Origin of the sequence: Aeromicrobium sp. (assembly GCF_036675695.1) — a bacterium.
In the GTDB taxonomy this organism is placed as follows: Bacteria; Actinomycetota; Actinomycetes; order Propionibacteriales; family Nocardioidaceae; genus Aeromicrobium.
Map to the genome: position 1 here is coordinate 1 of NZ_JAKFEL010000045.1, position 13631 is coordinate 13631.

The 13631-nt window shown below is 65.0% G+C and carries 12 protein-coding genes; 10 read left to right on the forward strand and 2 right to left on the reverse strand.

Features of this window, described 5'->3' with window-relative positions:
- Nucleotides 1-344 precede the first annotated feature (344 nt).
- On the reverse strand, nt 345-1055 hold the full coding sequence (locus tag V6M39_RS02335; RefSeq protein ID WP_332642049.1) for a MerR family transcriptional regulator: 711 nt from the start codon (nt 1053-1055) through the stop codon (nt 345-347).
- 199 nt (nt 1056-1254) lie between these two features.
- On the opposite strand from V6M39_RS02335, the gene V6M39_RS02340 reads away from it, so the two are divergent.
- From V6M39_RS02340 to V6M39_RS02385, 10 genes are read left to right on the forward strand one after another with little or no spacing between them, the layout of a single operon-like run.
- Nucleotides 1255-2070, forward strand: coding sequence for an MlaE family ABC transporter permease (locus tag V6M39_RS02340; protein ID WP_332642050.1), 816 nt, complete (start codon nt 1255-1257; stop codon nt 2068-2070).
- A complete protein-coding gene (locus tag V6M39_RS02345) occupies nt 2067-2897 on the forward strand; it encodes an ABC transporter permease (RefSeq protein WP_332642052.1) in 831 nt (276 codons plus the stop codon). The genes V6M39_RS02340 and V6M39_RS02345 overlap by 4 nt, the downstream gene beginning before the upstream one ends.
- Complete coding sequence (locus V6M39_RS02350; protein WP_332642053.1) at nt 2894-4162, forward strand: MCE family protein; 1269 nt, start codon at nt 2894-2896, stop codon at nt 4160-4162. Before V6M39_RS02345 ends, V6M39_RS02350 begins: the two co-directional genes overlap by 4 nt.
- Complete coding sequence (locus tag V6M39_RS02355; protein WP_332642054.1) at nt 4159-5175, forward strand: MlaD family protein; 1017 nt, start codon at nt 4159-4161, stop codon at nt 5173-5175. The genes V6M39_RS02350 and V6M39_RS02355 overlap by 4 nt, the downstream gene beginning before the upstream one ends.
- Nucleotides 5166-6140: an MCE family protein gene (locus V6M39_RS02360; RefSeq protein WP_332642055.1), complete on the forward strand. Its 975-nt coding sequence runs from the start codon at nt 5166-5168 to the stop codon at nt 6138-6140. The genes V6M39_RS02355 and V6M39_RS02360 overlap by 10 nt, the downstream gene beginning before the upstream one ends.
- Nucleotides 6131-7234, forward strand: coding sequence for an MCE family protein (locus V6M39_RS02365; protein ID WP_332642056.1), 1104 nt, complete (start codon nt 6131-6133; stop codon nt 7232-7234). The genes V6M39_RS02360 and V6M39_RS02365 overlap by 10 nt, the downstream gene beginning before the upstream one ends.
- Nucleotides 7235-7269: 35 nt before the next feature.
- Nucleotides 7270-8367: an MCE family protein gene (locus tag V6M39_RS02370; RefSeq protein WP_332642057.1), complete on the forward strand. Its 1098-nt coding sequence runs from the start codon at nt 7270-7272 to the stop codon at nt 8365-8367.
- Entirely contained in the window at nt 8367-9470 is a 1104-nt protein-coding gene (locus V6M39_RS02375) for an MCE family protein (RefSeq protein WP_332642058.1), read from the forward strand. The genes V6M39_RS02370 and V6M39_RS02375 overlap by 1 nt, the downstream gene beginning before the upstream one ends.
- 24 nt (nt 9471-9494) lie before the next feature.
- Nucleotides 9495-10673 carry an acyl-CoA dehydrogenase family protein gene (locus V6M39_RS02380; RefSeq protein WP_332642059.1) on the forward strand — a complete coding sequence of 393 codons (1179 nt, stop codon included), beginning with the start codon at nt 9495-9497 and terminating at the stop codon, nt 10671-10673.
- A 14-nt stretch (nt 10674-10687) separates the two neighbouring features.
- Nucleotides 10688-12517 carry an AMP-dependent synthetase/ligase gene (locus V6M39_RS02385; RefSeq protein WP_332642060.1) on the forward strand — a complete coding sequence of 610 codons (1830 nt, stop codon included), beginning with the start codon at nt 10688-10690 and terminating at the stop codon, nt 12515-12517.
- Nucleotide 12518: 1 nt separating this feature from the next.
- Here V6M39_RS02385 and V6M39_RS02390 read toward each other — a convergent pair whose 3' ends face one another.
- Complete coding sequence (locus V6M39_RS02390; protein ID WP_332642061.1) at nt 12519-13433, reverse strand: cation diffusion facilitator family transporter; 915 nt, start codon at nt 13431-13433, stop codon at nt 12519-12521.
- Nucleotides 13434-13631: the final 198 nt, after the last annotated feature.

A 13631-nucleotide genomic window follows, 5' to 3' on the forward strand; every position in this document is an offset into this window, starting at 1 on the left:
ACGGATTTTTTGTCCCGCCATGCTCTCGCTCGTCCTTCTCTTCGTTCCGCTTCGCTTGGTCTCGCCTCGGGTTCGAGGGAGAAACTCATCCTCCCGCCGACCCCCGAGGTCGGGCGTGTCGCGGGCGCTCTAGGCGCGTACGTCACACACTTCTCGAGTTAGGTGGTTGGACCCGCAGATACTGGTTGAAACAACACCGTGCGGGACAAGCTCGATCTCAGGTTCGGCGCCGGCGTCTTGGTCGGCGTGAGAGCCGGACGGTCGGCGCCCCAGCGATCAAGCCGGAGCAACCGAACTATTCTGACAGACACGTCGCCGTAAAGACAAATCCGCCCCCGCTGGTGCTAGGAGCGGGTGATGGCCGCATTGGTCGCGCGTTCGAAGCCGCTGACAACGGCTTGCAAAGTCAGGGCGCGCAAGCGTTGGATCGTGAGCTCGAGGCGTGCGGACTGTTCCTCCGTACGCGGCATCGATCGGTAGGGCTCGAGCACCTGGCGGTTGAGGATGTCATTGAGGTCGTCGCGTAGTGCCCGCATGTGCCGATCGATCGCCTTGCCGGCCTCCGTTATGCCGTCGACAGGGATCTCGACATCGAGCAGCTCCACTCCCATCTCGAAGCCGGGAAGCGGTGAGTATGTGCGCCCGATCTGCTCGAGCACGCCGGTCTCGACGAGCAGAGCGACCTCATCGGCTGCCAGCTCCCGGCCTGCGCGTACGTCGAGCTGCTGACGGTCGAGCACCTCAGGACCGCCCGGTGACCATGACGTCAGCACCGCTCGCTGGACGGCGATGTCCTCCACCGTCGCATCGTTGGGGATCCGGCTCATTGCCTTCTCGATGGCGGCCATCGTGAAGCCGTGAGCCTGCAAGGCGCGTACGAGAGACAGACGAGCCGCGTGCTCCGCGCCGTAATAGGCGACCCGGCCACGACGGGTCGGTGGAGGCAAGAGGCCCAGGCTCGCGTAGTAGCGCGTAGTGCGCACGGAGATGCCTGCGCTGTTGGCAAGTTCGTCGACGGTTTGCATGTCGTCGATGGCATCAGGGAGGGCGGTCACAGCCGTGACAATATTACTGTCACAGTGATCACGCAATTCTTTCTGGAATCTGGGCGAACTTCTGGAGGGCGAGCCGTGACCCCGGTCACGCTTTCGTCGTTTAAGACCTTGACGACCACGACAGATTTACTGTTACAGTTCCGGCGTCACATGGACGGCGAGGGCTCCCGACCCCCGCACATGACGACGGAGGTGACGGGTGCCATCAGTTGAGTCGGCCACCGCCGTACGTCGGTCGAAGGGTCCTGGCCCCCTGCGCGACGCCCTGGAGATGCTCCGCCTGGGACTTGGCGTCGCACGCGCGATACCCGCATCCATCGCCGCTCGACGGTTCCCCGCCGAGGAGACGATCCGGCAGACCTGGTTCACCATCACGGTGTGCACCCTCCCGGCGCTCGCGGTGTGCATTCCGTTCGGTGTCATCCTCGCTCTGCAGGTCAACGTGCTTGCCCAAGAGGTCGGCGCCACAGGATTCACCGGCGCCGGCAACACATTGGCCGTCGTACGTCAGGGCGCCCCGATCATCACGGCATTGATGCTCTCGGGAGTTGCCGGGTCCGCCATCTGCTCCGAGCTCGGCTCCCGCCGCATCCGCGAGGAGATCGATGCCCTCGAGGTCATGGGCGTGCGGGTCGTCGAACGAGTGGTCCTCCCCCGCGTGATCGCCACCGTCATCGTGTCGATGCTGCTCAACGGTGTCGTGACGTTCTTCTCGATCGTCACCACTCTGTTGGTCAGCATCACCGTGCAGGACTTGTCCGCCGGCGGCTATCTCGCCTCCGTTGCGACGCTCGCCCGGCCGAGCGACATGGTGCTGTCCTTCGTCAAGGCCGGAATCTTCGGCACGATCTGCGCCGTCGTCGCCTCATACAAAGGGCTGAAGGTGGAGAACGGTCCGTCCGGCGTCAGCGATGCTGTCACCTCGGCAGTCGTCACCAACTTCGTGCTGCTTTTCGCGGCCAACTTCGTCATCTCCCAAGCGCAATCAATGCTCTTCCCGGGAGGCGTCGCATGAGCGCCCTGGTCAAGGTCCTCGACGTCACCGTCGTCAATCCACTCAGCCGCCTCGGCGACTTCCTGTGGTTCTGTCTCGTGGCGATCGTGCAGATCCCCCTCGCCATCCGGCACTACCCCGCCCAGATCGGACGCCACCTCGCCGAGGTGAGCCTCGGTGGCGGAGCGCTCGTGGTCGGTGGCGGCGCTGTCGGCGTCGTGTTCCTGATGTCGACGCTTACCGGCACCGAGGTCGGGCTGGAGGGACACAACGGCCTCGACATCATCGGCCTGGCCCCGCTCGTGGGCTTCGTGTCGGGCTACGCGAACACCCGCGAGCTCGCACCGATCATCGTGGCTCTCGCGTTCGCCGCACGCATCGGGTGCGGCTTCACGTCACGCCTTGGCGCCATGCGTATTAGCGAGGAGATCGACGCCCTCGAGGCAATGTCGATCCGCCCCGTTCCGTACCTCGTCTCGACCCGCATCGTGTCAGCGCTCATCATGGTGATCCCACTGTTCCTGCTGGGCCTGGTCGGTACGTACGTCACCACTGACCTGGTCGTCACTGTCTTCTTCAACCAGTCGGCCGGCACGTACGACCACTACTTCTCGACTTTCGTGTCGCTGACTGATGTGTTGTTGGCAGCCGTCAAGGTGGTCGTTCTGACCATCATGGTGACCTTGGTGCACTGCTACTACGGCTTCTTTGCCAGTGGTGGGCCTGAGGGTGTCGGCCGGGCGACCGGACGCGCCATCCGCACCAGCATCATCGGCATCACCTTGTTGGACATCGCGCTGACACTCGCGCTTTGGGGCCCTGACCAGCAAGTGACGATCACCGGATGAACACGGAGCCCACCCGCCTGCAACGCCTGGTGATCGGCGCAATCGGCCTCGTCCTGACGGTTGCTCTTGGCCAGTGGTTGACGCTGTCGTATTTCGGGGTGTGGACGAGCGACGCGAAGGTCTCCGTCGAGGTCGAGCGGATCGGCGACGCCATCGGGCCAGGAGCCAAGGTCCGCTATCACGGCATCATCGTGGGTCGCGTCCTTCGACTGTCCGATCACGGCGATGGCTACCGCCTGCACCTGCTGGTGAACGAGGACCATTCGAAATCAATCCCGGCGAACGCCACGGCTCGGATCCTGCCGAGCACGGTGTTCGGGTCGGAGTATGTCGAGCTGTTGGCCGACAAGGATGCTGTCGGCGACGCTCATCTGGTGTCCGGCGACGTGCTTGCCGCCGACAGCACTGAGGCGACCCTGAGCTTGATGAAGTCGTTCGACGAAGCCGAGAGGCTGATCTCGGCCGTCGATGCCGAAGACATCAACCGCATCACTGGCAAGCTGGCCCCCGCACTCGATGGCAAGGGCGACGACATCAAGGACTTCCTGGAGCGGACCGACCGCGTCGTCACCGATTTCAACCGCGACCTCCCCACCGTGTGGGAGACCTTGACCCTCGCCGCGGGAGCGCTGGACACGATCGCGGACATAGAACCCGACCTCACCTCGGCCATGGGTCATTCCCGTACCACCACCGACACGATCGCCGAGAAGGACAGGACGATCGGCTCGGTCCTCAACGGGTCGGCGAAAGTTGTCGATCGCGCCGACACTCTGTTCGCCGGCCTCGATGACGTGCTTCTGACGTTCGTCCAGCGTCTCGAGCGACTGACGGGTCTCGCTGCAGGCAACGGGCCCGCAGTTCAGCAGATCCTCGCGAACTTCGCCAAGACCGGAACGAATGGTGCGGCCGGCGTGGACGACAACGCGATCCAGATGATCGGCACGATCGGACTCGACATCCCGCACGCCTATACGGCCGCAGATTGCACTCGTTACGGGCCGACGCTGATCGCCACGAACTGCGGCGATCCGGTTCCTGCCGAGGCTCCGGCTGAACCAACAAGCGAGGCCGCGGGCATCGACGGGCTCGCCGCAAAGATCACGGCGATGCTCGAGCAGGCAGAGTCTGCCTCGAAGGGCGACAAGCCGGTCGCTGGTTCCGTCGCGACGTTGCCCGAAACGTCGTCCGAGACCCACGAACCTCAGGGACTCTTCGAGATTCTTCGCGACCTCGGCCTTCTCATGGGGAGAACCACTCCATGACACTTCTGCGTCGATACACCTGGGAGATCGCTGGCCTGGTGGCGTTCACCGTCGTTGCCCTGATCATGACGATGACTGTCGCCAACACCCTTGCCCGGCGAGACGCCGGGGACACCACTCACTACTCGGCGTTGTTCAGCGACGCGTCGGGCATCCGCGTCGGAGACGACGTACGCATTGCCGGTGTCCGGGTCGGCCGAGTCGAGGGGCGAGAGCTCGACGGCGGTCTCGCCCGCATCGACTTCGTCGTGGCTTCGGATCAGCCGGTCCGGACCGACACCGTCTCCCGCATCTCCTACCTGAACCTGCTCGGTCAGCGCTACCTGGCGCTCGAAGCCGGAGCCACGACAGGAAAGCGCCTGCCCGAAGGCTCAACGCTCGGCGTCGAAAACACCCGGCCCGCCCTGGATCTGACCGAGCTGTTCAACGCCTTCAAGCCCATGTTTGAAGCGCTCGACCCCAAGGACGTCAACCTCATCGCCACCGAGGTCGTACAGACGCTGCAGGGCGAAGGACCGCGACTGGCTCACCTGATGGAACAGACGTCGCAGCTGACCGCACACCTGGCCGACCGGGACGAAGTCATCTCGCGGGTCATCGCGAACGTCACGACCGTGATGCAGGCGACCTCGGAGCACCGTGAAGAGCTGCGCTCGGTCATCAGTGGTCTTGACGGCCTGGTTGGTGACTTGGCTGATGATTCCGGTGATGTCGACTCCGCCGTGGTGGCGCTCGACCGCATGACCGCGTCGCTGGGCGGCTTGCTCGATGAGACCTCCGGGCCGCTGAGCGCAGCACTCGCGCGCTTCGCCGAGCTCGGCAAGACGATCGTCGAGAACAACGACGTCCTCGCCACCACGCTGGAGGACACGCCCCGCCTGCTCGAGGGATTCAACCGGGCGCTCAGCCACGGGTCGTGGCTCAACACCTATGTCTGCACCCTCGACTTCGGTGCCGCTGCAGTCAAGCTCCCGGACCTTCCCGGGGCAGGACACTCGAGGCCATGCCGATGACCACCACGATGCGCAAGACACTCATTGTCGGAGTTGCCCTCGTGCTCCTCGTCCTCGTGGCGTGGCGTGCGCTCAAGCCGACCGACGCCAGCTACCAGGCCGAGTTCGTCCATGCGTCCGGCATCAAGACCGGCGACGAAGTACGCGTGGCTGGCATCGAGTCCGGATCGGTCACCGGGATCACGCTCGACGGAGACAAGGCAATCATCGCCTTCAAGCTCGATCGGGACGTGCCGCTGCACACGAGTTCCGAGGCCAGGGTCAAGCTCGCGTCGATGCTCGGAACGACGTTCCTGGACGTCTCCATCGGCGAAGGCCCGAAGCTCCCACACGGCGGAACGATCACGACAAAGCACACCGCACCGTCGTACACCGTCTCCGACGTCTTCACCGACAGCAACGACCTCCTCCACGACCTCGACCTCGACGCGATCGACAAGGCGGTCGCCACCTTGTCGACCGAGCTCGACCAGGACCCGAAGCTCACTCAGCGCGCCATGGAAGACACCGCAGCGCTGGCCCGGCTGATCGGTGACAAGGACGACCAGATCGACCGGCTTCTCACCTACACGCGCAAGGTCACCGGGGTCGTCCACGATCAGCAGAGCGAGCTCGACAACCTCCTGGTCAACGCGGAGAAGGTCACCGGACTTGTCCAGCGCCGACGCGACACGATCGAGCGGCTCGTTGTGAACGGCAAGCATGTGGTCACGACCCTCGACTCCATGGCCGACGACAACGACGCGACGATGCGCAAGCTGCTCAACCAGTTCGACGACACACTCGGCGTCCTGCAGGCGCATTCCGACGAGCTCGGCCAGACCTTGCGCAGCTCGGCACCGTTTGCGCGGTACTTCGCCAACGCGACCGGCAACGGACCGTGGCTCGAGGTCGGCGCCCCCTACTTCCTGTTGCCGGACAACCTATGGTGCCCCCTGGTCCAGCCGGACGGCGGATGCTCATGATCCGCTCGAGACTCTTTCAAGTCGTTGCCGCCGGCGTGGTCGGTCTGTTGATCGTCGCCGGCCTGCTGGTCGCGCTGCGCCCCAGCTCGCAGTCGACGACGTTCACGCTGCAGTTCACTGACACGACCGGCCTGTACGTGGGCAACGACGTACAGACCATCGGCGTACGCATTGGCGAAGTCACGAAGATCCAGCCGAAGGGCGAGCGAGTCGACGTGACGGTACGCGTCGACGAACCGGTGTCCGCCGACGTCGGAGGGATCATCATGCAGTCGTCGCTGGTCACCGACCGATTTGTCGAGCTCACACCTGCGTGGACCAAGGGAGCCAAGATTGCCGACGGTGCGATCGTTTCACTGGAGCGCACCAGGGCGCCCGCCAACGTGGACGACATCTTCGCTGCGGTCGATGACCTTCTCGTCGCGCTGTCAGACACCACGAAGGACGGCAAGGACATCGGTGACCTGCTCTCGGTCACCGCCGAGCAGCTCGAAGGCAAGGGCGAGGCCTTCGCCGGGCTGTTGAACGAGTCGGGCCGCGCGCTCGAAACCGTCAGCGACGCGGACGAGGACCTGACGGCGATCGTCGGTGACGCCGACGAGCTCGTGACGATGTTGGCCAAGCGGGACAAGACGATCCGCTCCCTCGCCAGCTCGGTTGCCGACAGTGCGGAGCTGTTCGCCGGTCAGCGCGAGAACATCGCAGAGTCCCTCGCCACGCTCGACCAGCTGAGTCGCAAGATGACTGAGTTCATCCACGACAACGAGGCTTTGATGACCCGTACTGTCGATCGCACGTCAGACGTGCTCGGCACGATCGCGGAACAGCGCGAGGCCATTGCCAGCGCCTTCAACACGCTGCCTCTCGCGGCCGAGAACATCGCCCGCGCGTATGACCCGGCCACGCGAGACCTCCGGGTTCGGCTCGATTCCAGGCGCACGGCACCGCATGGCGAGGTCGCGCGCGAGTCCTTCTGCAATGCCTTCGTGCCGGAGAACATCGGAGTCTGTGACGTCCTCGTCGAAGACAACGCCGCCTTCTTCGACAGCTTCCTCGACATCTTCGCGCGACTCGTGGACGGAGTCGTCCCGTGATACGCACGTCTTCCAGCCGCAGAGCGATGGCCAGCATGGCCCTCGCTGCCGCGTTCACGCTCGGAGCCTGTGGCGGGCCCGACTTGTACGACGTCCCACTGCCGAGCAAGGTCACTGGAAAGACCTATCCACTGAGCGCGGACTTCGCGTCGGCGCTCAACCTGCCGCCGGCATCCCCGGTCAAGCTCGAGGGCAGGACCGTCGGGCAGGTCACCGAGGTCACGACGTCCAACTACGTCGCCCACGTGTCGTTCGAGGTCATGGAAGACACCAAGATCCCCGCAGGGTCTCGGGCCGAGGTACGGCTGACTGCCCCTGTCGGTGAGGCATTCGTGGCCCTTGTTCCACCCACAAAGCCCACCTCCGGCGTACTCGCGTCCGGTTCGACCATCGGCCTCGAACGCACGGCCACCGCACCTGACACCACCGACCTGCTGACCGGCGTGTCTGCCGCCGTCACCGGTGGTAGCTACGCAGACCTGAAGGTCGTCGTCGACGAGCTCGCAATCGCCATGGACGGCTCGTCCACCACTGTCAGGCACCTGTTGCGCCAGGTGGATGACCTGGTGACCTCCACCAACCGACACCGAGACGACATCGACGTGAGCCTGGATGCGCTTGACCGGCTCACGGCTGGCCTGGTCGATGACACTGAACTGATCGCGTCCTCGATCAAGAAGCTCGACCCAGCCATTCGTACCCTTCAGCGGCATGAGGACAAGGCGGTCGAGCTCCTCATCGCGCTTGACCGCGTCGAGGGTTCGAGCCGCAAGACCGTCGAGGGGATGCGCGGCCGTCTGCGCAACCAGCTGAGGGACACCCGGGCGCTGGTCGACGCCGTGATTGCCGAGCGTGACCAGATCCGACCCATCATGACTGGGATCACCGCATTCGCCGACGCCCTCGATCGCGCCACCCCCGGCGACTTCGCGATGTTCGACCTCACGTTCAACGTGATCCCCGCCCTGCCCAATGCGCTCGGCAACGTCCCTGTCGCACCGGATGCAGCCACCCTTCTCGAGGGCGATCTGGGTGAGCTGCTCGCAGGCTTGCAGGACACGGTCACCGACATCGCCGGCGACGAAGGCTTGGTGGGTCAGCTCTTCCAGGGCCTCACGGGGGGTACGCGCTGATGACCCGCCTGATCGATCGCCGCAACACGCGCCTCGCCGAGGTCGTCCTACTCGGGATCGCCATCCTGGGCCTGCTCTATCTCGGAGACCGAGTGATCGGGTCGTCGGTGTTCTCGTCGACGCACTCGGTGTCTGTACAGCTGCCGTCCGGCGGCGGCATCTACCCGGGCGCCGATGTGACCTATCGCGGCAGCACGATCGGTCGTGTCGACGACGTACAGCTTGACGACGACGGTGTCGTGGTCAAGCTCCACATCAAGGGCCATGTCGACGTACCGGTCGACACGGCTGCCGTGGTCTCGAACCTCTCGGCGATCGGCGAGCAGCGGCTCGACTTCCGTCCGCGTACGGACCAGCGCCCGTTCCTTCGCGATGGCGACGTCGTCGCGCGCGCCGACACGGCCGTACCTCGCCGGTTCGACACGATCATCCGGCACCTCGGTGACGTCGCTGCCCAGATCGACGAGGACGACCTGACGACCATCACCTCCGAGCTCGGCACCGGACTCGACACCGAGGTCGATCTCGCGACGCTGGGTCGAGACGCCGACCGAGTCGTGTCGATGCTCGAGCTGCTGGCGCCCAAGGTCACCCACCTCACGAAACAGGCGCAGGTGCCCCTGCGCACAGTCGTCGACACGGGCGATGACCTGCGGTCATTCGCTGCTGACGTCAATCTTGTGACCGCGCAGCTCGAGAAGTCCGACCCCCAGCTCCGCCGTGCACTCACGTCGACCTCGACCCTCACCCCGAAGCTCGCGAGCGTCCTCCAGGAGCTCACCTCGCCGTTGACGTCCACCGTGATGAACTGGAATGAGTTCGCGGGCCTGGGCGACGACAGACTCCCGGGCTACCAGCACTGGCTGTCCTGGGCGCCCCAACAGTTCCACGCAATGTCCGACGCGACTCGCGACGGATCAGGCCACGTGCTCCTCGCCGCAAACTTCGGCGACAACTGCGAGTACGGCCCACCTCGAGTCAGTCCGTACGTCATGACCCACGACCCGGCTCCGCCCAACCAACGCTGCACGAGTGAAGACCCCGGCGTCCAGCAGCGCGGCGCGCAGTACGCACCTCGCCTCCCCGGCGACCCAGTCCCCTAGTCAAAGTCTCCGAAAGGCTCCTTGATGGATTTCACCCTTCCCGACACCGCCGTCGCCGTACGCGAAGGCGTACTACGGGCCATGTCCGGCTTCGACCACGCGTACTGGTCACGCCTCGAGGAGGAACACCGCTTCCCCGACGAGGCATGGGCCGCGCTCGGTGAGGGCGGCTGGCTCGGACTCTCGGTACCCGAGGAGTACGGCGGTGGGGGGCAAGGACTGCTGGAGCTGGCTGTCGCCAACGAGGCACTCGCCTCCACGGGCGCAACTCAGGGCACGTTCCTCTACATCCTCACTCCCGGCTTTGGTGCCATGACGATCACTCGCCACGGCACCGACGAACAGAAGAAGGAGATCCTCCCCGGCCTCGCCGCGGGCGACACTCAGTTCTGCATGGCGCTGACCGAACCCGATGCCGGCAGCAATGCCCTGGCCATCACCACCCATGCCCGCCGCGATGGCGACGACTTCCTGATCAGCGGCCAGAAGATCTGGATCTCAGGCGTCGACCGAGCCGATTGGATGGTGGCGATCACCCGTACGATCCCGGCGGCAGACGCCAAGCCACGCACGGCCGGATTCACCCTGTTCCTCGTCGACGTGAAGGAAGCACTCAAGGCAGGGACGCTGACCTTCCAGCCCATCCCCAAGATGGGCAGCAATATCGTCACGTCGAGCCAGGTGTTCTTCGACGACGTACGCGTGCCGGCGCACCGGGTCATCGGCGAGGTGGACCAGGGATTTGGCGTGTTGTGGGACGTGCTCAACCCCGAGCGCATTCTTGCGGCCGCCGGTGGCGTCGGGGCGGCCGACGCTGCCCTCAACCTCGCATGCGACTACGCACGTCAGCGCGAGGTGTTCGGCCGTCCGATCGGCGCGAACCAGGCCATCCAGTTCCCGCTCGCGCAGATCAAGGCCAAGACCGAGCTCGGTCGGCTCATGGCCTACAAAGCCGCGTGGCTCTTCGATCAGGGCTTCCCCTGCGGCAACGAGACGAATGTCGCCAAGCTGACCGGCGCACAAGTCGCTTGGGAGGCAGCCGACCAGGCCTTCCAGACATTCGGTGGCATGGCCTATTCCAAGGAGTTCCCCATCGAGCGGTTGTTCCGCGATGCGCGCATCGGCAAGAACATCCCGGTCGCTGAGGAGCTCATCCTCGCCCACATCGGCACCCAGATGTTGAACCTTCCCCGAAGCTACTGAGAGAGGCATGACCTATGACGAATCACCAGACCCTTGCTGACCGCGCCGCCGTCGAATCCGCCATCGCCGGACGCACCCTGTGCGATGTTCTGCGCGACACCGTCGCCAGCCGCGGAGACCACCCTGCCTACTCCGACAAATTGGGGGACGACGGCAACGGCTGGCGCACGCTGACCTGGTCCGAGGTACGCGAGACCGCCCTCGATCTCGCCGCGGCCATGATCGAGGCAGGACTGCCCGCCGGCGGCACCGTGGCCATCATGGGCTCCAACCGCATCGAGCACGTTCTCGCAGACATCGCGACGCTCCACGCTGGCGCCATCCCCATGTCGATCTACAACACGCTCGCCCCCGAGCAGGTCGCATACGTCGCCGCCCACAGCTCGCCGAGCATCGCGATCCTCGAGGGTCCCGACCAGCTTGCCCGCTGGGCACTCGCCCTCGAGGCTGCTCCCAACACGACCGTCGTGACGATGGACGCAGATTCCTGGGACGCCTTCGTCGCCAAGGGTCGCGCTTACCGCGCAGCAAACCCCGATGCCGTCGACGAGCGCACGGCAGCCGTCATGCCCGAGGACACCGCGACGATCCTCTACACCTCCGGCACGACGGGCGACCCCAAGGGTGTCGTCCTGTCACATCACAATGTGTTGTTCGAATCGCAGACATCGCTCGACACCGGTGAGCTCCACGAGCCCGGCGTAACGCTTTCGTATCTGCCGTTCGCGCACATCGCCGAGCGCATCCTTGGCATCTACATCCCGCAGTTCCAGGGCGGGCACGTGCACCTCATCGGTGACCCGGCTCTGCTCGCGCCCTCGCTGCTCGAGGTACGACCGACGCGCTTCTTCGGCGTCCCGCGCGTGTGGGAGAAGATCCGAACGGGTGTCTCGGCAAAGCTTGCCGCCGAACCCGATGCCGCTCGCAAGGCCGGCATCGAACAGGCTCTCGCCGTGGGATTGGCCTGGGTCGAGTCGACGCAAACTGGCAGCACCACCTCGCCGGAGCTCCAGGCGCAGTTCGAGGCGATGGACGCTGCCGTGCTCACCCCGCTCCGCGGTGCTCTGGGTCTCGACCGAGTCGAGTGGGCCGCAAGTGCGGCCGCCCCGATGCCCGAGGACGTCGCGCGCTTCTTCGCCGGCCTGGGACTGCGAATCTTCGACGTCTACGGGATGACCGAGACGACTGGCTCCGCAACGTCCAACGGTCCGGCGTCATTCAAGCTCGGCACCGTCGGCCGACCGCAGCACGGTATCGAGCTCGAGCTCGCCGAGGACGGCGAGATCCTGATCCGCGGCCCGATCAACACGAGCGGTTATCACAAGGCCCCGGGTCCGACCGCCGAGCTGATCGACAATGACCAGTGGATCCATACGGGTGACATCGGCGTGATCGACGAGGACGGCTTCCTGAAGGTCGTCGATCGCAAGAAGGAAATGATCATCACCTCGTCGGGCAAGAACATCGCTCCGTCCAACATCGAGAACTACCTCAAGGAATCTCCTCTGGTCGGCCACGCCATGGTCATCGGCGAAGGGCGTCCGTACGTTGTCGCTGTCCTGACCCTCGATGGCGAGATCGCTCCCCTCGTCGCCCAGAAGATGGGCATCGAGGCTGGGAGCCTCAGCGAGCTGGCGCAGAACCCGACGATCCTCGCCGTGGTCGGACAAGCGGTCGAAGCAGCCAATGCGCGACTCTCCAAGCCCGAGCAGGTCAAGGCGTTCGAGCTGCTGTCGGGTGAGTGGACAGCTGAGAGCGAAGAGTTGACGCCCACTCTGAAGCTCAAGCGACGCGTGGTGACGTCGAAGTACGCTGATGTGATCGGCCGACTGTACGGCGACTGATTCAGTGGTGCAGGTGCTGCTCGGAGTCGGCGTGACCAGCGGGTTCGATCTGGAAGGTCGAGTGCTCGACATCGAAGTGCTCGGACAGGCACCCGCGAAGCGTATCGAGCACGCCATGCGCGTGGTCCATGCCGGTGACTGAGTCGTCCACGACGATGTGCGCACTCATCACGGGCATGCCCGAGGTGATCGTCCATACGTGCAAGTCGTGCACCTCGCGTACACCTTCGACGCCGAGGATGTGCTCGCGCAGCTCGTCGAGGTCGACATCACGCGGAGTCGACTCAAGCAGCACCTCGCCAACTTCGCGCAGCAGCGAGATCGCGCGCGGGACGATCATCGCTGCGATCACCAACGACGCAACGGCGTCAGCTGCATCCCAGCCGGTCGCCAGGATCACGGCGGCCGAGACCAGCACCGCAATCGAACCGAGTGCATCGCCGAGGACTTCGAGATAGGCGCCTCGTACGTTCATGCTCTCCTGCGCTCCCCCGCGCAGCAAGAGCAAGCCGATGACGTTGACGACGAGGCCAATCGAACCAGCGATGAGAATCGGTGTCGCCTCGAGCTCTGGTGAGTCGCCGAATCGGCGAATCGCGCTGTAGACGACCCAGACGGCGAGGCCCATGAGGATCAGCCCGTTGAGTCCGGCAGCGATGACCTCCGTTCGGAGATAGCCGAACGTACGGCGCGAGCCCGGACCTCCGCCGTGCTGCGCGACCGTGATCGCGGCGAGCGCCATCAGGATGCCGAACGAGTCACCCAGCAGGTGTCCCGCATCGGCGAGCAGCGCGAGGCTTCCGGTGATCCACGCAACGACTGCTTCAACCGCCAGCACGCCAACTGTCAGCGCCAGGACCAGCGCGAGGCGACCCCGGTGACGCACTCCGGTGCCGTGTGCGTGGTCATGTCCCATCCATTAAGGCTACGGCTCTGTTGCGAAAACCTCGACCTCGTGTCCGCCAAAAGGACGCCAATGGGAGTCACTCCCGGGAACGACAAAGCCCCGCCTGCCGAAGCAGACGGGGCTTGTCAGAAAGCCTTAGTGGAACAGGCTCACTTGGTGATCTTGGTGACGCGACCAGCGCCAACCGTACGTCCACCCTCACGGATG